The organism is Aromatoleum petrolei (genome assembly GCF_017894385.1).
GTDB classification, from domain to species: Bacteria; Pseudomonadota; Gammaproteobacteria; order Burkholderiales; family Rhodocyclaceae; genus Aromatoleum; species Aromatoleum petrolei.
Genome location: NZ_CP059560.1, coordinates 3,806,095 through 3,831,312, shown reverse-complemented (window position 1 = coordinate 3,831,312; position 25,218 = coordinate 3,806,095). Strand labels below are relative to the sequence as shown.

Genomic DNA, 25,218 nt, shown 5'->3' with positions numbered 1-25,218 from the left:
GGAACCGACGACATGGAACACCGACTGTTTCGCCGCCGATCGATCTCGATTTCGTTTCGCGTGTACGACGCGGAGACGGGGAAATTCATCGGGCGCATCGGCGACATCAGCAAGGGCGGCCTGCTCGTGTATGGTCCGAGCCAGCTGCTGACAGGCCAGTTGTACCGCCTGCGCATCGACCTGCCCGACGATCACGGCAAGGCGCGCAGCGTGGTGTTGCCGGCCAAGGCGATGTGGTCGGGCTTCGACACCAATCCCGAGTTCTGCAGCACGGGTTTCCGCCTGTTCGAGCTCGACCGCCCGGAAAACGAGGCAGCGTTGAAATCGATGCTGTCGCGCTTCACGGTCGGCTTCGAAGACGAAGACGACGACAGCTGAATGAATTGCGGGCAACCGTCCTCGTCGGAGGGCGGCTGCCGCTTTCCTGAACGCAGGGAGCGTCAGGCGCCGACTGCGACCTTCACGCTGGGCTCGTCGCGCCCGACCGCACGCACGGAGTCGCGCCCGCCATCCTTGGCGTCCTTCGCAGTGGCCAGCGACTGGACGTCGCCCGAGATCTCGCCACCTTCCTCGATCAGGATCTTGCCGTAGCGGATCTTGCCACTGACCCGGCCGGTCGAGTGGATGATCAGCTGGCTGCGGGCGGTCAGCTCGCCTTCGAAACGGCCGCGCACTTCGGCGACATCGATGCCGACGGTGCCGGCGAACGAGCCGTTTTCGGCAATGCGAATCACGCGACTGTCCATCGTCGCTTCGACCCGACCTTCGACCACCAAGGTATCGCAGTCGAGAATCTCGGCGCCCTTCAGCTTGACGTCCGGCCCGACGATGAGGCGGCTGCCGGTGTCCTGGGTGGTGTCGTCGATCGCTGCGGCGGCAAGGCCGCTCGAGGCCGGCGCCGTGCCTTCAGCGGCCGGAGAGGAGTCGCTGGACGAGGCCGGCAGTTCGGTCGAGCTACGCGACAGGCTTGCACCGGTGGACGCCGGCCCCGAGGTCAGAGTGCCCGACGGCGACCGCATGGTGCCGTTGCTGCGCGAAGCCGGGGTGTCTGGAACCTTGGGGAACAGGGCGGGTTTGTTGAACATGGTCTCTCCTTGAATCCATAACGTTTCCGGGCCGACGATCATCGCCCCCGTGGGCCGCCTAAGCAGCTGCCGTGCCATGAATCCAAGATCATGAATTTAATGAATTTATTCCCCGGCGACGGAATCTCGCGGGGAACAGATGCCGATTCTGTCGCCTGGCGGCGACAGTATCTGCGGCATAAATCGCCATCCATCTGTTTTTGTTGATTTTTGCGATGTCTCCTGGAGGCGACACGGAAATCGTCCGGAAACACTGCCTTGCACTTGCTTACGACGCGGGCGCGCGGGCGCCACCTAAACTGTCGCGCTGGTTTACGAAGATCCTCCAGCCATGTCGCGCCTGTCCTTCAGTCACTCGCTGCTTGCCAGCTTCCTGCTCGTTGCGGCGATCCTGGGCGCCACTGCGCTGGGGGGGCTGATCACGCTGGAGGAGTTCGCGTCACGACACCGCGAGAGCGTGGGCGATGCGCTGAAGTACTCCAGCGCGGTGCAGCAGTTGGGCGAACGCAGCGTGGATATGGAGCGTAGCGCGCGCCAGTTCCTCGTGTTGAAGGATCCCTTGCTGCGCGACCGCTTCGAGTTGGCGCGCCGGGAATCGCTCACGGCGCTGCAGACGATCGCCGCGCTGCGTGCGCCGAGCGTGAGTGCGCTGGTCGAGGAGTGGCAAGCGGCCGCCGACGCGGCCGGAGCGAGCCTCACCGAGGACGGCCCCGCGGATTCAGCCATCGCCGCACTGGGCCGTGTGCCGCCGCTCAACGAGCAACTCGCCGGCGAGGTGCAGGCGCAACTCGGCCACCAGAGCCAGGCCCTGCTCGAGCAACTCGACGCGAACCGCGACAGGCTGGCCTGGCACGTGCTCGCCGCGATCATCGCGGCCTGCACCTTCGCCGCGCTCACGGGCTGGTGGCTGCTGCGCCCGATCAACCGCCTCGAGGCCGCCATCGAAGCGCTGGGCGAGAGTCGCTTCGACGAGCAGGTGGCGATTCCCGGCCCGGCCGACCTGCGCCGCGTCGGCCGCCGCCTGGACTGGTTGCGGCTGCGACTCGCCGATTTCGAGGCGAACCGCAATCGCGTGCTGCGCCATGTGTCGCATGAATTGAAGACACCGCTGGCATCCCTCCGCGAAGGAATTGCACTGCTCGAGGACGGAGTGGTCGGTGGGCTGAGCGGCGAGCAGCGTGAGGTGGTGGCAATCCTGCAGCACAACACGCACGCCCTGCAGGAACGGATCGAGGATCTGCTCGGTTACAACGCCGCGGTGTTCCATGCTCGGAACCTGCGCCGCCGCCCCGTGATGCTGCGTGCGCTGGCCGACTCGGTGATCGCGGAGCAGCAGCTGCCGATCCAGACACGCAATCTTAAGGTCGCATTGCATGGAGACCCGCCGCCGTTCAGCGCCGACCCCGACAAGTTGCGCATCGTGCTGGCGAATCTGCTCGCAAACGCGGTGTCCTTCAGCCCGCGCGATGGCGAGATCCGCCTGACGCTGAGCGTGCACCCTGGCTGGGTGCGCATCGACTGCCTCGACCAGGGACCGGGCGCCGCCGCCGAAGAGGCGGAGCGCATCTTCGACCCGTTTTTCCAGGGCTCACGCCAGCCCGAGGAACCGCGCCACGGGAGCGGACTCGGGCTGTCGATCGTGCGCGAGTTCGTCGTCGCCCACGGCGGACGCGTGGGACTGCAGCCGTCGGCAACAGGCGCCTATTTCAGGATCGAACTACCGAATGAGACTTGATTTCACCTCCGACCGCAGGCGCATTGCGGCACTGGTGCTGGTGTTGGCTGCGGCGCTGTCAGGCTGCACGACCGTGCGCAACGCGACGGCGGAGTTGCCTGCGCTGCCTCAGGTGCCGCCACTGCTCGGCAACGGCCAGGCCCAGGTGCGTAGCGCGCTCGCCTATCACGAAACGATCCGGGGAATGAACGCAGCCGAACTGGCGCGCGAACGCTCGGCACTGTCCGGTGCCGGCGCTGCCCCGCTGGCGCAGATGAAGCAGGCCATGCTGCTCAGCCATCCGCAGGGGAACAACAATCTGCAGCGTGCGCAGTCCTTGCTCGAGGCGATCAATGCGTCGGAAAAGGCGGACGCCACAGCGCTGCAGCCGCTCGCCCGTCTGCTGGCCGAGCAATTGCAGGAGCGCGTCCGCCTCGAGAACACCGCGGAACGCCTCACGCAACAGCTCGAACGCACCGGACAGCAGCTCAAGGATGCCCAGAGGCAAGGTGAACAGCTTCAGGAGAAGCTCGACGCATTGACCGAAATCGAACGCACGCTGCCGGCGCGCCCGTCCACGCCGACGCCGCCGCTGCCGTCATCGCGGGACAGGAGAAGCGAGAAATGAGGATACCCCCTTCCACGGCAGATGAAACCAGGACCGCGCCGGACGGCGCCCATCTGCTGGTCGTCGACGACGACGCCGACCTGCTGCGGCTGCTGTCGATGCGCCTGCGCGCGAGCGGGTATCGCGTCCGCACCGCCGAAAGCGCCGAGGCTGCGCTGGCCTGCCTGGCGGTGGAGCGCTTCGGCCTGGTGTTGAGCGACGTGCGCCTGCCCGACCGCGACGGACTGGAGCTGTTCGAGGAGATCCGCCAGACCTGGCCGGCGCTGCCGGTGATCCTGCTGACCGCGCACGGCACCATTCCCGACGCAGTGGAGGCGACCTCGCGCGGCGTGTTCGGTTATCTGACCAAGCCATTCGACAGCAAGACCTTGCTCGACAAGATCGCGCAGGCGCTGCAGATCGGCGGCGCGCCCCGTGCCTGCGAGGAGGGCAAGGCGGCCGCCGGCTGGCGCGACGCGATCATCAGCCACAGCAGCCGCATGGCGACGGTACTGGACGAGGCCCGGCTCGTCGCCGCCTCCGACGCGAGCGTGCTGATACGCGGCGACAGCGGCACCGGCAAGGAACTGCTGGCACGCGCGATCCATGACGCCAGCCCGCGCGCCGCCCGTCCCTTCATAGCGATCAATTGCGGCGCGATTCCCGAGCAACTGCTCGAATCGGAGCTCTTTGGCCACGTGAAGGGCGCCTTCACCGGTGCGGCGAGCGCACATACGGGCCTGTTTCAGGCCGCGGACGGGGGCACGGTGTTCCTCGACGAGATCGGCGACATGCCGCTCGCGCTGCAGGTGAAGCTGTTGCGGGTGCTGCAGGAGCGCGCCGTGCGCCCGGTCGGCGCAAGCCGTGCGCAGGAGATCGACGTGCGCATCCTCTCCGCGACGCACCGCGACCTTGAGGCCGCACTGGTCGCCGGAACCTTCCGCGAGGACCTGTTCTATCGCCTGAACGTCGTCAGCCTGATCCTGCCGACACTCGACGAGCGGCGCGAGGACATCCCGCTGCTGGCGAACCATTTCCTGCAGGGCCTCGCCCGCAAATACCACAAGCGGCTCCGCGGCTTCGCGCCCGAGGCACTCGAGGCGCTGACCACCGCGGCATGGCCGGGCAACATCCGACAACTGCAGAATGTGGTGGAACAGGCCAGCGCGCTCGCAACGACACCCTTGATCCCGCTTGCACTGGTCGAGCGCGCATTGCGCGGGCCGAGCATCGAGGCGCTGAGCTACGCCGAGGCGAAGATGCGCTTCGAACGCAATTACCTGATCCAGCTGCTGAAACTCACCGACGGCAACGTGTCCGATGCAGCCCGCCTCGCCGACCGCAACCGCACCGAGTTCTACCGCCTGCTGCAGCGACACTCGCTGACGCCCAGCCTGTTCCGCGGCGACACCGCCGACGTCGCTCGCGAGCGACAGCACGGATTCAATTAAATCAAAGACTTGCGGAGCCGCACGGATCTTCGTCGGGGAATCGCGACATTTTTCGGCGCCAGACGGCGAACCTGGCGCCCGGTGAGCTCGTCGCGACCCCGGAATGTCGGCCATGGCCGCGTCCGCAAGCGCTTTTTCGGGGGCTGGCACGGCATCTGCTGAGAGGAGTGCGAAGCGCGTCCACAGCCGCGCCAGCACAACTTGACTCTTCGCAGAAGGAGCCCCGACATGATCACCCGCAAGAACATCGTTTCCTTACTCACGACCAGCGCAATCGCATTCTGTGTCGGCACGCCCGCACGGGCTGAAGGCCTTGTGGCGGCGGCCCAGGCGACAGCGGCGGTGACGCGCGACGAGCATGATCACAACCTGCAGCGCGAGATCAAGACGGCGATCGGCGCGGACCCCGAGCTGAACACCGCTCACATCGCGGTATCGGCCCATGCGGGGCGCGTGACGCTGGCGGGGGTGGTGGCGAACGAGGAACAGCGCACCCGCGCGCAGCGTACAGTGCTGAATGTGCGCGGCGTGCGTCTGGTGGAGAACGCGCTGGAACTGGCGGAACGCTGAACGACGGCGCGCCGCCGGAGGCGAGATCCCCCGCCCGCTCAGGCGGTGCCGCCGACGGTCAGCCCGTCGAGGCGCAACGTGGGCTGGCCGACCCCCACCGGGACGCTCTGGCCATCCTTGCCGCAGGTGCCGACGCCCGGATCGAGCGCCATGTCGTTGCCGATCATCGACACGCGCGTGAGCGCATCGGGGCCGTTGCCGATCAGCGTCGCCCCCTTCACCGGGCGCGTGACCTTGCCGTTCTCGATGAGGTAGGCCTCGGCGGTCGAGAACACGAACTTGCCCGAGGTGATGTCGACCTGGCCGCCGCCGAAGTTCACGGCGTACAGGCCCTTCTTCACCGACTTGATAATCTCCTCGGGATCCTTGTCGCCGTTCAGCATGTAGGTGTTGGTCATGCGCGGCAGCGGCAGGTGGGCGAAGGATTCGCGCCGGCCGTTGCCGGTGGGTTTCACGCCCATGAGCCGCGCATTCATCGTGTCCTGCATGTAGCCGGTGAGGATGCCGTCCTCGATCAGCACGGTGCGCTCGGTGGGATTGCCCTCGTCGTCGATGGTCAGCGAACCGCGACGATCCGGCAGCGTGCCGTCATCGACGACGGTGACTCCCTTCGCCGCGACCTGCTGGCCCATGCGGCCGGAGAAGGCGGAACTGCCCTTGCGATTGAAGTCGCCCTCGAGGCCGTGGCCGATCGCCTCGTGCAACAGGATGCCGGGCCAGCCGGGGCCCAGGACGACGCTCATCGTGCCGGCCGGTGCGGGGCCGGCAGCGAGATTCACGCTCGCCTGATGCACCGCCGCGCGCGCGTACTCCTGCAGGCGCCCATCGTCGAAATAGCCGTAGTCGAAGCGCCCGCCACCGCCGGCGCTGCCCTGCTCGCGGTGGCCCTTGTCTTCCATAATCACCGTGACCGACACCCGCACGAGCGGACGCACGTCGGCCGCCATGTGGCCGTCGCTGCGCGCGACGAGCACCACTTCCCAGGAGCCGGCGATATGCGCCATGACCTGGGTGACGCGCGGATCCTCGCCGCGCGCGAAACCTTCGAGGCGCTCGAGGAGCTTCACCTTGGCAGTGTCGTCGAGCGAGGCGCGCGGATCCTCGCCGCGGTACAGGCGCGACTTGCCCGCATGCGGGGCGATCGCCACGCTGCGCCGGCCGCCCGCGTCGGCAATCGCGCGCGTCGCTTCGGCGGCCGCGGTGAGCGCCGGCAAGGAGATGTCGTCGGAGTAGGCGAAGGCGGTCTTCTCGCCGCTGATTGCGCGCACGCCGACGCCTTGCTCGATGTTGAAGCTGCCCGACTTGACGATGCCTTCCTCGAGGCTCCAGCCCTCCGATCGGTGGTACTGGAAGTACAGGTCGGCGTAGTCGAGGCGATGGCGCATCAGCTTGCGGAACACCTTCTCGAGTTCCGCCTCGCCCAGATCGTAGGGGTTGAGGAGGTAGCGGTCGGCGACCTTGAGGGGGTTCTGTGCTCGGCTCATTGTTCGTCCAGGTTGGGGTTGCCCGTCCGGTTCGACACGGGCAACGCGAATAAGGTCAAAAGGCGGGGCACATTCAGGCGTTCGCCGTCCCGAGGCAACGGTGGCGCAAGGCCGGCAGGCTCTCGCGCACCGCCGCGATGCGCGCAGGGTCGAGATCCGCCCACACGACGCCCGGCCCTTCGTCGCGGCACGCGAGGATTTCGCCCCAGGGGTCGGCGATCAGCGTGTGGCCCCAGGTCACACGGCCGCTCGGATGGCGCCCGCCTTGGGCCGGTGCCATCACGTAACACTGGTTCTCGATCGCGCGGGCGCGCAGCAGCACTTCCCAATGGTCGTGGCCCGTGGTGTATGTAAAGGCGGCCGGCAGGATGATGAGATCGACCGGCCCCATCGCGCGGAAGAGCTCCGGAAAGCGCAGGTCGTAACACACCGACAGCCCAGTGCGGCCGCACGGAGCCTCGAAGGTCACGACTTCGCGCCCGGCCTCGATCGTCGCCGCCTCGTCGTAGCGTTCCGTGCCTTTCTGGAAACCGAACAGGTGGATCTTGTCATAGCGCGCGACACGCTCGCCGCGGTCGTCGAACACCAGTGTCGAATTGCGCACCTTGGCGTCGGCATTCGCCACCAGCGGAATCGTGCCGCCGACGAGCCACACGCCATGGCGCGCGGCGGTCTCGCGCATGAAGTCCTGGATCGGCCCGCGGCCGTCGGCTTCGCGGATCGCCACCTTGACGGTCTCGTCGGCGGTGATCAACGGAAAATACTCGGGCAGGGCGACCAACTTCGCGCCCGCGGCCGCCGCCTCGGCGATCAGCTCGCCGGCGATGCGCAGGTTGTCGCCGACGTCGGGGCCCGAGACGGTCTGGATCGCGGCGATGCGTACGGGGGCGGAACGGTTCAAGCGGCTCACTCCTGCTTCGATGGGTCCGCCGCGCCGGAGCTCGTGGCGGAGAGTTTCTCGACTTTCGGATCGGCCCAGTTGCCGGTGATCGAATAACTGAACGCAAACATCTTTTCAATCGGATCGCTCAAGGCCTTCTGCGCGACGTAGGCCACGACGCCGGCGACCGGATTGATGAGACCGGCCGCGGTACCCAGCGCGACAGATTCGGCCAGCGTCGGCTGCACCCTCACGCGCAGGTCCTGCGTCTCGTCCTCGAGGTCGACCGAACCGCTCATTCGCACGCGCGCCGAAGGGCCGCGGATCTGCAGATCGTCGGTGCGCAATTGCCCCGAAGCGGCCTTGATGCTACCGGAAATGCTGTCGAAGGCGAATCCTTCGCTGAAAACGTCGCGAAAGTCCAGGGTGAGGCGCCGCGGGAGCGACTGCAGACTGAGCACGCCGAGCAGGCGTCCCATGCCGGGGTTGAGCTTGCGGAACTGACCGTCCTCGGCCTCGACCATCATTGTGCCGGTCAGCGAGGGATAGTGGATGCGCGTCGGCGCACCGCGCCAGGCGAGCTTGCCCGCCAGCACGGCCTTGCCGCCGCGCACGACCTCGCCGTAGCCGAGCCGGCTCGCGAGCTGGCCGATGTCACGCGCCTCCAGCCGGAAATCGAGGTCCGTCTGCGGCCGCGAGCCGGGACGCCACAGGCCGGAACCACCCAGCCTGCCGTCCGGATTGGCGAGGGAGACCGAATCGAGATGCCACATCCCGCTGCGGTTGCGCGCCTGCAATTCGAGGCGACCGAACTCGATGCCGCGCAGCGAGAAGCGCTCGACGACGACATCGAGCGCCGGCAGGCGGCGCGGCGGCTCTTCCGTGTCGGCCGCCCCCTCTGCCGCATCGGTGGCTTCCGTCGCGGCGTCGTGGCCAGCGCCAAGCACGAGCCGCTTCAGCCGCGCACGCAGGGTGCCGTCACCGCCTTCCCGCCAGTCAAACTCGCCCTCGGCCTCGCGGCTCTCGATACGCCCCTTCCAGCCGCCCTCGTCGGAACGCACGCTGAGGTGCGCATCGCCCAGCCCGTGACCGAAACCCGTCAGGCGCTTCGCGCGCAGGTCTACCGCGGAGACGGCGACCGGGCGCCCCCCCGCAGCATCCTTCTGCTCGCCCGCAGCGGCGGCATCGAGCACCTTGCGCCAGGCATCGATGTCGAGTTCGTCGAGCTTGGCGGCAATCGCAAAACCGGATTCCCCGGCTGGAACGCCGGCATGCACGCCGACGCCGCCGCGCGCTGCTCCCCAGGCATCGCCTTCGCGACGGCGCTCCAGCCGCAGTTCGCCACGCCCTTCAAGCGCAACACCCAGGCTCTCTGACTTGCCGTTGGCGGGGAAGTCCAGCGTCACGCGCAGTGGCCATGCAGCCGTCGCGCTCTTGTTCAGAGGCTCGGGCAGGCTCGACGCGACGCCCGCCAGCATGGAATCGACCTCCACACGCGTGCCCTGCGAGCGCACATCGATCTTGGCCTGCCACTCCGCGCTGCCGGAAAGGTGATCGAGACCGGGCCAATCGTGCGCCTCGCGCACGGCCTGCACCTTGAGCCCACCGCGGGTGTCGAACACCACGCCTCCGTCTTTCGAAGTGCTCGCCATGAGCTGCATCGGTTCGCCGTACAGGCGGGCACGTGCCTCGGGGATCGCCAGGTCGTTCTCGGTGAAGCGCACGACGCCCGCCGCCTCCGTCAGCGGCGGCAGCCCCTCCACCACCGCGAGGCGATTGGCTGCGAAACGGTATTCGCCCTTCACGGTGCTCGCATCGAAATTGCGCAGCGGCAGCACCAGCTTCAGGTCGAGCGCGCCCGTGCCTTCGGCTCGCATTGCATCGGTGAATCCGTTGATGCGCCGCGACACCGGGCTCTCGGAGACGAAGCGCAGGAAATCCGCCGTCGGTCCGGATGCGCGACCATGGATGCTCATGATTTCGCCGCCGGGGGCGTCGAGATCGGGCACGTCGGCGACCACCTTGGCGAGCGCAACACCGAAGATGCGCGCGCGATCGGCGGTGATGCGCATGCCCGGCCCCTCGAAGCGCACCTCGCCGTCGATGTCGGTGATCGACGGCCACCCTTCCGCATAGTCCAGCCGCGCGCCGAACACGCGCGTGGTCACGAGGAACTCACCCGACTTACGGTCGCGGAAGGGGAAATCGTCGAGATTGCCCCGCAGGCGCAGCCGCGCATCCGGCACTCGCCCGCCGACGATTCCGTGCCGCAACCAGGTCCGCGTCTCGTCATTCACGACGTGCGGCAGGTAGCGCCACACCGCACCGCTCTCGGCACGCGTCAGGCGGGCGCTCAGGTCGATCTCGCCCGCGCCCTCGGCAGCGGGCCAGTAGCGCCCGGAGGCCGTACCGGTCGCATCGGGGTTCTCGAAGCTCGCGCTGTCGAGCGCGATCTCGAGACGGCCGCCGGATTGTGTCCAGCGCCCGTCCGCACGCAGGCTCGAAAAGCCGATGTGCGATTCGGGGAACACCGCCGGCAATTCCAGCGCGGCATTCTGGCCGGCGATGCGGAAGCGTCCGCCGCGCTCGTCGCCCTCGATCTCGCCGGACATGCCCGCGAGCCCCGGAAGCACCCCCTGCGGATTGAGCCCGATGCCGTCGAAACGCGCACGGAGCTTCCATGTCTCGAGCTGCTCGGGCGGGCCGCGCCACTCGAGACGCAGGTCATCGAGGGTGCCCTGCGGCGCGAACGCGCCAAGACGCTCGCGCACCGCAGGGTCGAAAGGCAGGTGCGCCGCGAGCTCGCTGAGCACGCGGAAATCGAGGCGACCGCTGGTGAATTCTCCGCCGTCGGGCGTGCCGTCATCGGTACCGTGCAACCTCAGGTCCATGTCCGTCGGCGCCACCACAAGGCCATCGACTGTCGCCAACTCCAGTCCACGCGCGGAAAACTCCATGCCATCGGTCGTGCGCCGCCCCGACAGGCGCCCACGCACACCCGCGAGCTCCAGCACCGGCAAGTCGTCGCCGAGACGCGTATTCACGTCGTCGAGCGCGAGATCGACCGCCAGCGAATCGATACCGCCCCTGTCGACGCCCACCCAGGCACGCACCCCGCCCTCCCCCGCGAGCGCCACCGGATAGTCGATCCAGGTCCGCCAGCCGCCCAGGCTCGCCTCGTCCGCGACCAGGTACAGCTGTCCCGCCCAGGACGACCGATCGGCCGGCGTGCGGCTCTCCAGGTCACCGCGCACCTCGACCATCGGCGCGAGCTCGGCCGGTGCGTGTGCCTGCAATGCGAACTGGTAGCGCGGTCCTCTGCGCAACAGGCGGAACTGCACCCCAGCGAGATTGAGCTCGGGGGCGCCGCGCAGCGCGTCGGTCCAGCCGACGTTCGCATCGCGCACGACGATCTCACGCTGCGCGAACAGCCAGTCCGCCAGCGTCCCGTCCGCACTCGCCTCCGGGTCGATGCGCACGCCCGCAACGTAGATCGCGCCATCGACCTCGCGGCGCATGGCAAGCACCGGCCCCTTCAGCTCGATGCGATGGAAGTGCGGCTCGGCGCGCAGCAGCGAGGACCACGACAAAGTCGCGTCCACGCTTTCCAGGCGCAGCGCCGACCGTCCCGAGGAGTCCTTCAGTTCGAAGCCGGCCAGATGAAGGCGCGGGCGCAAACCCGACAGATCGGCGGAAAGATTCTCGATCGACACCGGCAGACCGGCCGCGGCCGAAATTGCGCTCGCCACCTCCGCACGGAACTCGCCCACGCGCGGCACCAGCACCTCGCGCACGAGCAGGAATCCCGCCCCCGCGACGAACCACGCCACCAGCAAGGCAACCGACAGCACGCGCCACAGGCGGCCGCGGCGCGCGGTCGCGACAATGCTGCGGACGTCAGGAAGATGGGTGTGAGGAGCGTTCATCGGCAATAAGGCGGAAGCGGCGCCGCAAGACGACTGAATGCGGACCGGCTTCGATACAATCCAGTCTGCATCCTGAGCGTCGGCACCAGCTCAAGCGTCCGGGGAACCGCGCATTCTATCAACGATCCTGAGCTCGCCTCCCATGTCCGAGACATCCAAGCAGCCCTCCGAAGCAATTTCTTACGCCATCACGCTGTCGCGCTACCTCCAGCGCATGCTCGACAGCCGCGGCTGGCTTGCCGAACGGCTCACTGCCTCGCTGGACCGGCCGCTCGATGCCGACGCGATGCAGGCCTTCATGACCGCATCCGGCCTCGACGATACCCGCCTGCGCGGCACGCTGCGCAACCTGCGCACCTGGGTCATGTGCCACCTCATCGTGCGCGACCTCAACCGCATGGCCGACCTCGCCGAAGTCACGGAGACCATGACCGTGCTCGCCGAAGTCACCATCCGCGCCGCCCACGACGTGCTGCGCGAGGCCCTGGTGCAGCGCTACGGCGCGCCGGTGTCGCAGACCGGCTGGGAGCAGGAATTGCTCGTCGTCGGCATGGGCAAGCTCGGCGGACGCGAACTCAACGTCTCTTCTGACATCGACCTGATCTTCATCTATCCCGAGGACGGCGAAACCGGCGGCGCGAAGGTCATCAGCAACTTCGAATTCTTCGAGCGCCTCGGCAAGCAGCTCATCCAGGCGCTGGCCGAAATCACCGAGCACGGCCAGGTCTTCCGCGTCGACATGCGCCTGCGCCCGAATGGCGACTCCGGGCCGCTGGTGTGCTCCTTCGACATGCTGGAGAACTACTTCATCACGCAGGGGCGCGAATGGGAGCGCTATGCGTGGATCAAGGCGCGCGTGCTCGGCGGCGAACGTTTCGAGGAGCTGGAGAAGATCGCCCGCCCCTTCATCTTCCGCAAGTATCTCGACTTCGGCGCCATCAACGCGATGCGCGACCTGCACACGCAAATCCGCCGCGAAGTCGCGCGCCGCGACCGCGCCAACAACATCAAGCTCGGCCCCGGCGGCATCCGCGAGATCGAGTTCATCGCTCAGGTCTTCCAGATCATCCGCGGCGGGCGCGAGACGCAGCTGCAGATCCGCCCGACGCTCAAGGTGCTCGCGCGGCTCGGCGAGCGCGGCTTCCTCGCCCCCGAGGCGGTTGCCGAGCTCGGCGAAGCCTACGAATTCCTGCGCCGCCTTGAACACCGCCTGCAGTACCTCGACGATGCGCAGACGCACGACCTGCCCGGCAACGATGAAGACCGCGCACGCATCGCGCAGGCGATGGACTTCCCCGACTTCGCCACCCTGCTCGAGGTCCTCGACCGCTACCGCGCGATGGTGAGCCGCCACTTCGAGCACGTCTTCGGCGACCCGGCGGAGGAAGGCCACACGCTGGACAGCATGTGGGCCTCGGCGGGCGACGCCGGCCAGGCCGAAGCCACGCTCGCCAAGCTGGGCTACCGCGACCCGCCCGCCGCCGCACGCCGCCTCGCCGCGATCCGCAGCGGCAACCGCTACCAGCAGCTGCCCAACCACATCCGCAGTCGCCTCGACGCGCTGATCCCTCGCGTCATCGAAGCCGCCGCCAACACCTCGGGCGCCGACGAGACGCTCGGCCGCTGCCTCGATCTGCTCGAGTCGATCAGCCGCCGCGGCGCCTATCTCGCGCTGCTGCAGCAGTATCCGCAGGCGCTGCGCCGCGTCGCCGACCTCATGAACGCGTCGCGCTGGGCCGCGCAGTTCCTCATCCGCCACCCCATCCTGCTCGACGAGCTGCTCGACGCGCGCGTGCTGCAGACGGCACCCGACTGGGCGGCGCTGCGCCGGCAGATCGCCGAGGCCGTCGACGCGGTCGAACCCGACATGGAACGGCAGATGGACCTGATGCGCGAACAGCACCACGCGCTCGTGTTCCGGCTGCTGATGCAGGACATCGCCGGCATGCTCACGGTCGAGAAGCTCGCCGACCACCTCTCGGCGCTCGCCGACATGATGGTGGACCTGAGCATCCCGACGATCTGGCGCAAGATCAAGATCCGCCACCGCGACGTACCGAAATTCGCCGTGATCGCCTACGGCAAGCTCGGCGGCAAGGAACTCGGCTACGCGAGCGACCTCGACCTCGTGTACCTGCACGACGACGACGCGCCCGAAGCGCCCGAGGTGTACACCCGCCTAGGCCAGCGCCTGAACACCTGGCTCTCCAGCCAGACGGCCGCGGGCATCATGTTCGAGACTGACCTGCGCCTGCGCCCCAACGGCGAGTCCGGCATGCTGGTGTGCTCGCTCGACTCTTTCCGCGAGTACCAGCTCGAATCCGCCTGGGTGTGGGAGCACCAGGCGCTCACGCGCGCGCGCTTCGCTGCCGGTGACGCCGCACTCGGCGACGCCTTCGAGCGCATCCGCTGCGAAGTCCTGCGCCAGCCGCGCGAACTCGACAAGCTGCGCGCGGACGTGCTGGAGATGCGCCACAAGATGCGCGACGCGCACGCGGGCAAGAGCGAACTCTTCGATCTCAAGCACGATTTCGGCGGCCTCATCGACGTCGAGTTCCTCGTCCAGTACCTCGTGCTCGGACATGCGCACCAGTACCCCGAGCTCACCGGCAACCTCGGCAACATCGCGCTGCTGCGCATCGCCGGCGACCTCGGCCTCATCCCCGCCGGCCTCGCCGGGCGCTGCGGCGACAGCTACCGCATGTTCCGCCACCTGCAGCATCGCCAACGCCTCAACGACCTGCCCTCCCGCGTCCAACCGCTGGAAGTCGCATTCGCGCGCGAATCCGTGCGCCGGCTGTGGCAGCTGGTGCTCGGCGAAGACTGACACAGGGTATGCCGCGAGGATGCAGAAATGCGCGCTGAAATATTTCAGTCCGGATTTCCGTGCATGACGCGAACGTAGCGCACGACTAGAATCAAGCCCCTTCCACCGGGTGAACGAGCCTCATGAGCCAGGAAATCGAACTCAAACTCGCGCTGCCCCCCAAGTCCCTAGCGGCGCTGAAGCGCCACCCGCTGGTGGCCGGCGCCGCCCGCCAGGGGAACACGAAGACGCTCGACAACACCTACTTCGACACCCCGGACCTGCGCCTCCAGGCCCGCAGGATTGCCCTGCGCACCCGCAAGCAGGGGCGCGTCGAACTGCAGACCGTGAAGTGCGCGGCCGAATCCACGGCCGGCCTCACGAGCCGGCCCGAGTGGGAGCAGCCCTTTTCCGGCAGCTTCGACTTCAGCGCCGTCGATGCCCCCAGGGTGCGCAAGCTCCTCACACGCCACGCATCGGCACTCGTCCCCGTCTTCTCGACCCGCTTCCGGCGCGAAACGCGCCTGTATGCGCCCGACGACAAGGTGCGCATCCTGATGATGATGGACACCGGCGAAGTCGTCGCCGGCGACCGGCGGGCACCGATCAGCGAACTCGAGCTCGAACTCGTTGCCGGCGAACCGCTCGACCTGCTCCTGCTCGCCTGCCGCCTCGCTGCCGACAACCCGCTGATGCCCAGCGACATCAGCAAGGCCGAACGCGGCTACGCCCTGCACCTCGGCACGCGGCCCGAACCCGCACGCTCCGAGCCGTCTGCGATCCGCAGCGACGAATCGCCGCTCGCGGCCTTCCGCTCCCTCGCCTACGCCTGCCTGCGCCAGTGGCAGGCCAACGCCGTCGGCGCCACCGAGGACGGGGCGCCCGAATTCATCCACCAGCTGCGCGTCGCCCTGCGGCGCCTGCGCACGCTGTTGAGCCTCTTTGCGCCGATCCTGCCGCCCGAATTCGTCGAGCACTGGCGCGCGCGCCTTGGCGAAAACGCCCGCGCCTTTGCCGAAGCCCGCGATCTGGACGTCCTGTACGAAGAAATCCTCGCCCCGGTGGCCACCGACGAGGCCGAACACAGCGGACGGGAAGCCGATTCCGTCATCGCGCTGGCCGAACGCATCCGCAGCGAACGCGAGCGTGCGCGCAGCGAATCCCTGCATGCGCTCGACCCCGCCGCCCAGGGCCGCCTCATGATCGGGTTGACCGCGGCGCTGCATGCCCTGCCGGACGACCGCGCCGAGGCCGACCGCGCCCTCGCCGACTTCGCCGTCCGCGAACTGGAGCGCCTGCGCAAGAAGGTCCGGCGCCGGCATGCCGCCGCTGCCGACCGCAGCCGTACGCACCTGCACGCGCTGCGCATCGCCCTCAAGCGCCTGCGCTACGCGCTCGAGTTCTTCGCCCCGCTGTTGCCGGCCAAGCCCACCCGCCGCTACGTCGCGACCATCGTCCGCGCCCAGAACGCGCTCGGCTTCGTACACGACGTCGATGTCGCCCGCACCCGCCTCGTCCACTTCGCCGGTGACGATGCGCAGCTGGGCGCTGCGGTCGCCTTCGTGTGCGGCTGGCACGGCCCCGGCTACGCCCGCCTCGGCCGCCGCGCGCTGCGCGACGTCGCACGCCTGCTGCGCGAGGACGCCCCCTGGGCAGCGGCACGCGACTGAACCGTCATCGCACGGCAACACGCGCCCCATAGGCTATCGCAGCTTTGGACAGGGAGGACACGATGGACCTGCTGCTGTGGCGCCATGCCGAAGCGGTCGAAGGCAGCCCCGACCACGCACGCGAACTTACCGAACGCGGCCTGCGCCAGGCGCGGCAAATGGCGGACTGGCTGGAGGTGCGCCGCCCCAAGCGCCTGCGCGTGCTCGTCAGTCCCACGGTACGCACGCGCCAGACTGCCGCGGCCTTCACCGACCGATTCGAGATCGTCCCCACGCTGGGCCCCGAAGGCGGCGTCGCCGACCTGCTCGCCGCCACCGGCTGGCCCGACTCGGCCGGCCCCTGCCTGGTCATCGGCCATCAGCCCGCACTCGGCCGCATGGCCGCCCTGCTTCTCGCGGGCGAAGAAGCAGACTGGACGGTCAAAAAAGGCGCATTATGGTGGTTCAGCAACCGCGTGCGCGACGGCGAAACCCAGACCGTGCTGCGCGCCGTCGTCCCGCCCGATCTCGCCTGAAGGCAGCCGGGGCGGGGCCGCGGCGGCGCGTAAATATTTGTACGCGGCGCAGCTTCGCGCCAGCACGCTTGCCGTAAGATTCGCCCTGCGACAACGGCGCAGCCCGCCCGCGCCTTCCGCTCAACTCGTCCGGGCATCCACTGATGAATACTACCGTTACCGCCAACGGCACCAAGCGCGTCATCGACGGCGTGGAACGCGTGTTCTACGACGGCTACTGGATCAAGGCCTACGATCCTCCGGCCGATTCGCTGCGCATGAAGCGGCAGCTGATCGAGGGGCTCACGCGACGCCTCTTCAACCACGTCGAACACGGCATCAACATTCCCGGCAAGCGCCTCGCCGAAGCGCGCGCGTCCTACAACACCGAGCTGGACCCGGAACGCAAGCGCGTCAAGGGTGCGATGCTCGCCGGCGCGCTGTTCAACCGCGCCACCGACATCTTCACCAAGCTGATGGAGATGCAGGAGCTCGGCATCGAGATCCAGACCGACAACGCGCTGATGCGCGAATGCGGGTTCTGCCTGCAGGAGGCGCTCAACCTCGGCAAGCTCGTGCGCCACCGCAGCGGCGAGGAAGGCATCGACGAACTGTGGGGCGAACCCTTCCGCGCATTCTCGATCCCCATCGAAGCCTTCTACGACAGCCGCTACATCAAGATCTCGCAGACGTTGCGCGACATCGACCGCATCGGCGGAGTGATGGTGGAGACCTTCGCCGGCTCGCGCTTCTTCGAAGGCATCGAGGATCCCACGCTGCGCTTCACCGACGCCGCAAAGGTCAAGTGCGAGACCCTGCGTACCGACCCGGCGATCTTCGACGTGTGGTCCGACTTCGCCGTGGCGGCGGAAAGGCTTGCCACTGTCTCGCCGCGCCTGGCCGGCGCGACCGCCCCCGAAGACCTGCAGCTTGCCATCGACGGCGTGGCCCTCATCGTGCAGGGCCGCGACCTGGTCAGCTACATCACCCGCGCGCGCGTGCCCATGCCCAAGAGCACGCTCGAATACGTGGAACGCTGCGAACACTGGCGCCGCGGCCTCTGTCTGCGCCTGCACCCCTCGCTGGTCGCCCCCTGAGCGCGTCGGCCACGACCGCCCTCCACAACGCGCCGCACTGCGGCCGGAATCCGCATCCGATGAAAAAGACCGACCTCGAAAAACTCAACGGCCTCAAGATCCGCAGCCGCATGAAGAATACCGACACTCCCGACCGCTTTGCTAAAGCGTCGGGCGGGGCCAATGCAGGCGCCGGCGTCAATCCCCTCGTCGCAAAGTTGCTCAAGAAAGGCCTCGACGACAAAGGCGACGCGTAAACGGCGACGCCCGGACGGCGATCGGCACCGTCCGGGCGTCCGCGAACTGCCACCGGGCGTCGGCTCAGACGATCACGCCACCGCCCAGGCACACCTTCGATTCATACACGACGACGCTCTGCCCCGGCGTGAGCGCCCACTGGGGCTGGGCGAACACGATCTGCGCACGGCCGTCGCCCAGAGCGTCGATCTCGCACGGCATGTCCGGAGTGCGATAGCGCGGCTTGGCCGTATACACCCAGTGGGTGTGCGGGTCGCCCCCCGAGATCCAGTTGAGCTCCGTCGCCGTCAGGCTGTTCCGCAGCAGCGCCGGATGTTCGTGTCCCTGCACCACGTAGAGCACGTTCGCCTTCACGTCCTTCGCGGCCACGTACCAGGCGTCGTGCTCGCCCGCCTCGTCCTGTTTGCCCTTGATGCCGCCGATGTGCAGTCCCTTCCGCTGGCCGATGGTGTGGTACATCAGCCCCTGGTGCTCGCCGAGCACACGCCCGTCGTCCAGGTTGCGGATCTCGCCCGGCTTCGTCGGCAGATAGCGCATCAGGAACTCGCGGAACGGCCGCTCGCCGATGAAGCAGATGCCCGTCGAGTCCTTCTTCTCGGCGACATGCAGGCCCGCATCGGCCGCGATTCGCCGCACCTCGCGCTTGTACAGGCCACCCAGCGGGAACAGCGTCTTCGCGAGCTGCTCCTGCGTCAGGCGATAGAGGAAATAGCTCTGGTCCTTGGTACCATCCTCGGCCTTCAGGAGCTGGTATTCGGTGCGCCCGTCATTGACCCACTCGCGCACGCCCGCATAGTGCCCCGTCGCGATCTTGTCCGCGCCAAGCTGCATCGCGTGGTCGAGGAAGCAGCGGAACTTGATCTCCGAGTTGCACAGGATGTCCGGATTGGGCGTACGCCCCGCCTCGTATTCGCGCAGGAAATCGGCAAACACGCGGTCCTTGTACTCTGCCGAGAAGTTCACGACCTCGAGGTCGATGCCGATCACGTCGCACACCGACGCGACATCCACGAGATCCTGACGCGTCGAGCAGTACTCGTCGTCGTCATCGTCTTCCCAGTTCTTCATGAACAGGCCGGTCACCTGATAGCCCTGCTGCTTGAGCAGCAGGGCGGTCACCGAGGAATCCACGCCGCCGGACATGCCGACGACCACCCTCATCCCGTTCGGGTCCTTCTTATTGGACATTCGGTCCTTCTCCATTCAGCCATTCCGCCAGCGGCAGCACCACCGCCGGCTCGCCATGATCCACAAACCAGCTGTCGACCGCAAAGCGTGCGCCCGGATTGTGCCCCGGCACGGGTGCCGGCTCCAGCCCCGCGGGGGCGGCGACAGCCGGCGCGATGTCGGCCAGCACTTCCCCGCACTCGCACAGCGCCAGCATCGGCGCGACATAGTCGGGAACGACCGTTCGCTCAGCCGGGACGGCAGCCACCGCCACCGGACCATCTACCTCCTCGATGGCCGCGGAAAAGTGCTGCAGCACCAGCCAGGGCGCACGCCGCTCGATCGGCAGTACGCGATGAAAACGCAGCCAGCCGCGCCCGGCCATCAGCTCGAGAAAATGCGTCGTCGTGGTCGAGTGGTCAATGCAGTCCATGCGCCCCGTGACGCCCTCATCGAGAAAATTGCCCCCGCGGTCCGCTGCGATCGGCGTCTGCCCTGCGGCAAGCTGCTGCATCATGCCGACCGCCCGGGCAATCGCGGCACGTTCCGAGTCCGCATCCAGGGCCTGCGCCAGCACGGCCGCCACCTCGGCGAGCCCGTCCTCCTCCAGCACCACCTCGACCCGCGTCGCGCAACCGTAGTTGAAACACACTTCGAGCGCGGCTGCCCCGCGTGCCGGCGACAGCCAGCCGACGAGGCAGGCGGACAGGCAGGTGAGAAGCGCGGCACGCATCGCGTCGGCGTTCAGCCCGGATAATGCCGGATCAGCTCGAGCGTGTAGCGCCGTCCCGCGATCCAGTCATCCACGCACTGCAGCACCAGCGGATTGCGGTGTCGCGCACGGCAGTCGAGCAACTCGTCGCGCGTCATCCACAACGCCCGCACGATGCCGGCATCGAGCGCGCGCCCAGCCTCCTCCTCGCCTACCGTGCCGCCAAACGCAAAACGCAGGTAGGTGATGCCGCCCTGCGGCACCGGCCACTGATAGATCCCCACCACATACTCGGGAACGAAGCGATGCGCCGTTTCCTCCAGCGTCTCACGCGCCGCGGCCGCCACCAGCGACTCTCCCGCCTCGAGGTGGCCGGCAGGTTGATTGAAGCGCAGCCCGTCCGCGGTTTCCTCCTCGACCACCAGGAAACGCCCCTCGCGCTCGATCACCGATGCCACGGTGACATTCGGCTTCCACACTCTTTCCATTGCAGCCATCGCAGGCAAAAAGACGATATTAACGCGCCCGGCGGGCACGACGCTCGAAAGTGCAAGCGGAAGCATCCCGTGGAACGTGCACACAAGAGGCTGGGAAGCATTATTATTCAGGGCTCTCCGCATCAAACCAAGAAGAAGATCGTGCGAAGGAGACAGCTCGTCCGAACAAGACCAACTCAAACGATCATGACACCCACACTCGCTGGCATTCCCGTCGATTTCATCCTGTTCGCGCTCACCCTGCTCGGCGTGGCGCTGTTCCACCACTACACCCTGTACGTCGCGCTGACCGGCTTCGCCGTCATCAGCCTCTACAAGATCGTCTTCACCGGTTTCGCAACGGGCGCCGGCGTGGCCGGCTGGCTGGGTCACCTCGGCCATGAATGGGTCACCTTCGCCAACCTGTTCTGCCTGCTGATGGGTTTCGCGATCCTCGCGCGGCACTTCGAAAAGAGCCACGTGCCGGTGATCCTGCCGAAGTTCCTGCCGCACGACTGGAAGGGCCCCTTCGCCCTGCTGGTAATGATCTTCTTCATTTCCGCGATCCTTGACAACATCGCCGCGGCCCTCATCGGCGGCGCGATGGCACATCAGCTCTTCCGTGCCAAGGTGCACATCGGCTACCTTGCGGCCATCGTCGCGGCCTCCAACGCGGGCGGCGCCGGCTCCGTGGTCGGCGACACCACCACGACAATGATGTGGATCGCCGGCATCTCGCCGCTCGCCGTGCTCGAAGCCGCCCTCGGCGCGGGGGTCGCCCTGTGCATCTTCGGCTTCTTCGCCGCGAAGCAGCAGCACGCCTGGTCGCCGATCAACAAGCACGCGCATGACCACACCCGCATCGACTGGGGCCGCATCTTCATCGTCATGACGATGCTGGGCCTCGCGATCGGCACCAACGTCACCATCAACGTCGCCGCCCCGTCCATCGCCAGCAGTTTCCCCTTCATCGGCGTCGCCGTGTGGGTCGCAATCCTGCTGACCGCCGGACTGCGCCGCCACGACTGGGAAATCCTGCCGGAAACGGCCAAGGGTTCGATCTTCCTGCTATCGCTGGTGGGCTGCGCATCGATGATGCCTGTGAACGAGCTGCCGCCCGCCTCGTGGATGAGCGCGCTCGCGCTGGGCTTCGTTTCGGCCGTGTTCGACAATATCCCGCTCACCGCGCTGGCAATCCGCCAGGGCGCCTACGACTGGGGCTTCCTCGCCTATGCGGTCGGCTTCGGCGGCTCAATGATGTGGTTCGGCTCGTCGGCCGGCGTCGCCCTCTCGAACATGTACCCCGAGGCCCGCTCGGCCGTCCTGTGGCTGCGCAAGGGCTGGCACGTGCCGGTCGCCTACGTCGCCGGTTTCGTCGCGATGATGGTCTTCGTCGGCTGGCATCCGCAGTAAGCCGCCGCACCCGCGCATCCCGGCATTCCCGCCGGGATTGCGCTAAAATCGCGAATTCGTTCCGCCCTCCGGGGCGGATCCCCCCTGAATACAATTCCGCTGGAGAATCCCACCATGTCCATGGCTGACCGCGACGGTTTCATCTGGCAGGACGGAAAACTCGTGCCGTGGCGCGAGGCGACCACGCACGTCCTGACCCACTCCCTGCATTACGGCCTGTCCGTATTCGAGGGTGTTCGCGCGTACAACACGGCCAAGGGCACCGCGATCTTCCGCCTCCCCGAGCACACCCAGCGCCTGATCAACTCCGCCAAGATCTACATGATGGACATTCCTTTTTCCAAGGAAGAACTCATGGAAGCCCAGCTGGAAGTCGTGCGCGTCAACAAGCTCGAATCCTGCTACCTGCGCCCGATCGCCTTCTACGGCTCGGAGAAGATGGGCATCTCGACGCGCGGCGCGCGCGTGCACGTCGCCATCGCCGCCTGGCCGTGGGGCGCCTACCTCGGCGAGGAAGGCCTCGAGAAGGGCATCCGCGTGAAGACCTCATCCTTCGCGCGCCAGCACGTCAACGTCACCATGGCGCGCGCCAAGCTCGCCAGCACCTACGCCAACTCCATCCTCGCCAACCTCGAAGTCACGCAGGACGGCTATGACGAAGCGCTGCTGCTCGACACCCAGGGCTTCGTCGCCGAAGGCGCGGGCGAGAACCTCTTCGTCATCAAGGACGGCGTGGTCTATGAACCGGAGATCGCATCGGCGCTGACCGGCATCACGCGCGACTCGGTGATCAACATCGTCCGCGAACTGGGCCTGCGCTTCGAATCCCGCCGCATGACGCGCGACGACATCTACATCGCCGACGAAGCCTTCTTCACTGGCACCGCGGCCGAAGTCACCCCGATCCGCGAGCTCGACAACCGCACGATCGGCGCCGGCAAACGCGGCCCGATCACCGAGAAGATCCAGGCGCGCTTCTTCGACATCGTGAACGGTCGCGCCCCCGAATACGAGCGCTGGCTCTCTTTCATCTGAGGACGCATCCGCCATGGCCGACAACCAGGACAAGACCCAAACCATCGCCGTCACCGCACACGACCTGCCGCTGCACTGTCCGCGCCCCGACGCGCCGCTGTGGGCCCGCCACCCGCGCGTCTTCCTCGACGTGCTGGCCGAAGGCGAAGCGGTCTGCCCGTACTGCAGCACGAAGTACGTGTTCACCGGCGAGCGCCCGAAGGGTCATCACTGATCCTGCGGCACGCATCAAACGAAAATGGGGGCAGCGATGCCCCCATCGCTTTTCCGAACCCGCCCACCGTCAGAGCCGGCAGAACGTGAGCAAACCCGTCTACACCACCGCCCTGGAGGCCGAAGCCGCCTTCTACGACGCACTTGCGCGCTCGGACCTGGACGCGATGATGCAGGTGTGGTCCGAAGACGATGAAGTCGTATGCATCCACCCGGACGGCGCCCGCCTCGTCGGCCTGCGCGCCGTGCACGAGTCATGGCGCCAGCTGTTCGCCGGCGGCACGCGTCTCGCAGTCAGCGTCTCGCAGCGTATCGTCGCCGGCAACTCCCTGCTCGCGACGCACAACGTCATCGAACACGTTGCCCTGCCGGGCGACGAGCGCATGCCCCCGCCGATGATCGCAACCAACATCTACGCGAGCGGCCCGCGCGGGTGGAAGATGATCATGCACCACGCCTCGCCGGCCCTCGAAATGCAGCACGCCGTCACCCATGACGGACCGCGCATCGTGCATTGACGCAATCGATGCGGCGCCGCAACATGCGCTTATGTTTTTTCGGCCGCACCGAAACACCTGATTCACCCATCTGCGCTATCCTGCGCACCTCGGCGGCCCCGACGCACGCAAGCGTCCGACCGCGCCTCGAACCCAATCTCTGCACACGAACAGGGCGAACATGACCTCGACCTCCTACACCGTCCCGGCAGCTGAAATCTTCAAGGCCTACGACATCCGCGGCATCGTCGATCGCACTCTCACTGCCGACGCCGTGCGCGCCATCGGCCACGCCCTCGGCTCCGAAGCCGTGGCCCGCCGCCAGCGCGCGATCGCCGTCGGCCGTGACGGCCGCCTCTCCGGCCCCGAACTGGCCGGCGCACTCTCCGACGGCATCCGCGCCGCGGGCGTCGACGTCGTCGACATCGGCTGCGTGCCCACCCCGCTCACCTACTTCGCCGCCTACCAACTCGGCACCGACTCCTGCGTCAGCGTCACCGGCAGCCACAACCCGCCCGACTACAACGGCCTGAAGATGGTACTCGGCGGCCAGACCCTCTACGGCCCCCTGATCCAGGACCTGCGCCGCCGCATCGCCGACAACGACCTCGTCCACGGCGCCGGCCAGCTGCGCCAGGAAAACGTCATCGGCGCCTACCTGGAGCGCATCGTCTCCGACGTCAAGCTCGCCCGCCCGATGAAGATCGTCGTCGACTGCGGCAACGGCGTCGCCGGCGCGGTCGCGCCCGAACTCTTCCGCCGCCTCGGCTGCGAAATCGTCGAACTCTTCTGCGAAGTCGACGGCACCTTCCCGAACCACCACCCCGATCCGTCCAAGCCGGAAAACCTTCAGGACGTGATCCGCGCCCTGAAGGAAACCGACGCCGAACTCGGCCTCGCCTTCGACGGCGACGGCGACCGCCTCGGCGTCGTCACCAAGGACGGCGAGATTATCTTCCCCGACCGCCAGCTCATGCTGTTCGCGGCCGACGTGCTGTCGCGCGTGCCGGGCGGCGAGATCATCTACGACGTCAAATGCACGCGCAACCTCGCCGGCTGGGTGCGCCAGAACGGCGGCAAGCCGACGATGTGGCAGACGGGCCATGCCCTCGTGAAAGCCAAGCTCAAGGAAACCGGCGCCCCGCTCGCCGGCGAGATGAGCGGCCACGTGTTCTTCAAGGAACGCTGGTTCGGCTTCGACGACGGCCTATACGCCGGCGCCCGCCTGCTCGAGATCCTGTCTCGCCACGCCGACCCCAGCGCCGTGCTGAAAGGCCTGCCCGACGCGGTCAGCACGCCCGAACTCAACATTAAGATGGCCGAGGGCGAGCCCTTCGAACTCGTGCGCCGCCTCAAGGATACGGCCCGCTTCGACGGCGCCACCGAGGTCATCACCCTCGACGGCGTGCGTGTCGAATACGCCGACGGCTTCGGGCTCGCACGTCCGTCGAACACGACGCCCGTCGTCGTGCTACGATTCGAGGCCGACAACGAGGCTGCCATCGCGCGCATCCAGGGCGCCTTCCGCAGCTCGATCGACCAGGTCTGGCCCGGCCTCAAGCTGCCGTTCTAAGAACACTCGATAACAAGAACAACAACAAACACAGGCCCCGATCCGCGAGGATCGGGGCCTTTTCCTTTCCGCAGAGCCGAAACACAAGGCCCGCATCACCGGCACCGCGCC

22 protein-coding genes are annotated in these 25,218 nt (G+C 67.5%); 15 read left to right on the top strand and 7 right to left on the bottom strand.

The window, feature by feature from the left end:
* Positions 1–12: 12 nt before the first annotated feature.
* Positions 13–378, top strand: coding sequence for a PilZ domain-containing protein (locus ToN1_RS17415; protein WP_169208205.1), 366 nt, complete (start codon positions 13–15; stop codon positions 376–378).
* 62 nt (positions 379–440) lie between these two features.
* Here the strand turns inward: ToN1_RS17415 and ToN1_RS17410 are convergent, their stop codons facing one another.
* The gene (locus tag ToN1_RS17410; protein WP_169208206.1) at positions 441–1,085 is read right to left on the bottom strand and encodes a bactofilin family protein; all 645 of its coding nucleotides are present in this window, start codon (positions 1,083–1,085) and stop codon (positions 441–443) included.
* A 331-nt stretch (positions 1,086–1,416) separates the two neighbouring features.
* Here ToN1_RS17410 and ToN1_RS17405 point away from each other — a divergent pair, with 331 nt between their 5' ends.
* From ToN1_RS17405 to ToN1_RS17390, 4 genes are all read left to right on the top strand, one after another.
* The gene (locus tag ToN1_RS17405) at positions 1,417–2,820 is read left to right on the top strand and encodes a sensor histidine kinase (protein ID WP_169208207.1); all 1,404 of its coding nucleotides are present in this window, start codon (positions 1,417–1,419) and stop codon (positions 2,818–2,820) included.
* Entirely contained in the window at positions 2,810–3,427 is a 618-nt protein-coding gene (locus tag ToN1_RS17400) for a hypothetical protein (protein WP_169208208.1), read from the top strand. The genes ToN1_RS17405 and ToN1_RS17400 overlap by 11 nt, the downstream gene beginning before the upstream one ends.
* Positions 3,424–4,857 (top strand): sigma 54-interacting transcriptional regulator, encoded by a 1,434-nt coding sequence (locus tag ToN1_RS17395; protein ID WP_169208209.1) that lies wholly within the window; start codon positions 3,424–3,426, stop codon positions 4,855–4,857. The genes ToN1_RS17400 and ToN1_RS17395 overlap by 4 nt, the downstream gene beginning before the upstream one ends.
* 228 nt (positions 4,858–5,085) lie before the next feature.
* The gene (locus ToN1_RS17390; protein WP_169208210.1) at positions 5,086–5,427 is read left to right on the top strand and encodes a BON domain-containing protein; all 342 of its coding nucleotides are present in this window, start codon (positions 5,086–5,088) and stop codon (positions 5,425–5,427) included.
* A 38-nt stretch (positions 5,428–5,465) separates the two neighbouring features.
* Here ToN1_RS17390 and tldD read toward each other — a convergent pair whose 3' ends face one another.
* From tldD to ToN1_RS17375, 3 genes are all read right to left on the bottom strand, one after another.
* Positions 5,466–6,911 (bottom strand): metalloprotease TldD, encoded by a 1,446-nt coding sequence (gene tldD / locus ToN1_RS17385; protein ID WP_169208211.1) that lies wholly within the window; start codon positions 6,909–6,911, stop codon positions 5,466–5,468.
* A 73-nt stretch (positions 6,912–6,984) separates the two neighbouring features.
* Positions 6,985–7,821 carry a carbon-nitrogen hydrolase family protein gene (locus tag ToN1_RS17380; RefSeq protein WP_169208212.1) on the bottom strand — a complete coding sequence of 279 codons (837 nt, stop codon included), beginning with the start codon at positions 7,819–7,821 and terminating at the stop codon, positions 6,985–6,987.
* Positions 7,818–11,717 (bottom strand): YhdP family protein, encoded by a 3,900-nt coding sequence (locus ToN1_RS17375; protein WP_244860813.1) that lies wholly within the window; start codon positions 11,715–11,717, stop codon positions 7,818–7,820. Before ToN1_RS17375 ends, ToN1_RS17380 begins: the two co-directional genes overlap by 4 nt.
* Positions 11,718–11,859: 142 nt before the next feature.
* On the opposite strand from ToN1_RS17375, the gene glnE reads away from it, so the two are divergent.
* From glnE to ToN1_RS17350, 5 genes are all read left to right on the top strand, one after another.
* On the top strand, positions 11,860–14,544 hold the full coding sequence (glnE, locus tag ToN1_RS17370) for a bifunctional [glutamate--ammonia ligase]-adenylyl-L-tyrosine phosphorylase/[glutamate--ammonia-ligase] adenylyltransferase (RefSeq protein WP_169207529.1): 2,685 nt from the start codon (positions 11,860–11,862) through the stop codon (positions 14,542–14,544).
* A 122-nt stretch (positions 14,545–14,666) separates the two neighbouring features.
* The gene (locus tag ToN1_RS17365; RefSeq protein WP_169207528.1) at positions 14,667–16,193 is read left to right on the top strand and encodes a CYTH and CHAD domain-containing protein; all 1,527 of its coding nucleotides are present in this window, start codon (positions 14,667–14,669) and stop codon (positions 16,191–16,193) included.
* Positions 16,194–16,255: 62 nt separating this feature from the next.
* Positions 16,256–16,708 carry a SixA phosphatase family protein gene (locus ToN1_RS17360; RefSeq protein ID WP_169207527.1) on the top strand — a complete coding sequence of 151 codons (453 nt, stop codon included), beginning with the start codon at positions 16,256–16,258 and terminating at the stop codon, positions 16,706–16,708.
* 143 nt (positions 16,709–16,851) lie between these two features.
* Positions 16,852–17,784 (top strand): hypothetical protein, encoded by a 933-nt coding sequence (locus ToN1_RS17355; protein ID WP_169207526.1) that lies wholly within the window; start codon positions 16,852–16,854, stop codon positions 17,782–17,784.
* A gap of 59 nt (positions 17,785–17,843) precedes the next feature.
* On the top strand, positions 17,844–18,020 hold the full coding sequence (locus tag ToN1_RS17350; protein ID WP_169207525.1) for a hypothetical protein: 177 nt from the start codon (positions 17,844–17,846) through the stop codon (positions 18,018–18,020).
* 64 nt (positions 18,021–18,084) lie between these two features.
* Here the strand turns inward: ToN1_RS17350 and mnmA are convergent, their stop codons facing one another.
* Genes mnmA through ToN1_RS17335 form a run of 3 tightly spaced genes read right to left on the bottom strand, consistent with a single transcriptional unit; the run spans position 18,085 to position 20,388 of the window.
* A complete protein-coding gene (mnmA, locus tag ToN1_RS17345) occupies positions 18,085–19,182 on the bottom strand; it encodes a tRNA 2-thiouridine(34) synthase MnmA (RefSeq protein ID WP_169207534.1) in 1,098 nt (365 codons plus the stop codon).
* A gap of 16 nt (positions 19,183–19,198) precedes the next feature.
* The gene (locus ToN1_RS17340) at positions 19,199–19,921 is read right to left on the bottom strand and encodes a hypothetical protein (protein ID WP_210147849.1); all 723 of its coding nucleotides are present in this window, start codon (positions 19,919–19,921) and stop codon (positions 19,199–19,201) included.
* A gap of 11 nt (positions 19,922–19,932) precedes the next feature.
* The gene (locus tag ToN1_RS17335; protein ID WP_169207524.1) at positions 19,933–20,388 is read right to left on the bottom strand and encodes an NUDIX hydrolase; all 456 of its coding nucleotides are present in this window, start codon (positions 20,386–20,388) and stop codon (positions 19,933–19,935) included.
* Between the two features lie 195 nt (positions 20,389–20,583).
* On the opposite strand from ToN1_RS17335, the gene ToN1_RS17330 reads away from it, so the two are divergent.
* From ToN1_RS17330 to ToN1_RS17310, 5 genes are all read left to right on the top strand, one after another.
* Positions 20,584–21,789, top strand: a complete 1,206-nt coding sequence (locus ToN1_RS17330; RefSeq protein WP_169207523.1) for a citrate transporter — start codon at positions 20,584–20,586, stop codon at positions 21,787–21,789.
* A 114-nt stretch (positions 21,790–21,903) separates the two neighbouring features.
* Positions 21,904–22,824, top strand: a complete 921-nt coding sequence (locus ToN1_RS17325; RefSeq protein ID WP_169207522.1) for a branched-chain amino acid transaminase — start codon at positions 21,904–21,906, stop codon at positions 22,822–22,824.
* Between the two features lie 13 nt (positions 22,825–22,837).
* Positions 22,838–23,038, top strand: coding sequence for a zinc-finger domain-containing protein (locus ToN1_RS17320; RefSeq protein WP_169207521.1), 201 nt, complete (start codon positions 22,838–22,840; stop codon positions 23,036–23,038).
* Between the two features lie 85 nt (positions 23,039–23,123).
* Positions 23,124–23,555 (top strand): YybH family protein, encoded by a 432-nt coding sequence (locus ToN1_RS17315; RefSeq protein WP_169207520.1) that lies wholly within the window; start codon positions 23,124–23,126, stop codon positions 23,553–23,555.
* A 160-nt stretch (positions 23,556–23,715) separates the two neighbouring features.
* A complete protein-coding gene (locus tag ToN1_RS17310; RefSeq protein WP_169207519.1) occupies positions 23,716–25,107 on the top strand; it encodes a phosphomannomutase/phosphoglucomutase in 1,392 nt (463 codons plus the stop codon).
* Positions 25,108–25,218 lie beyond the last annotated feature (111 nt).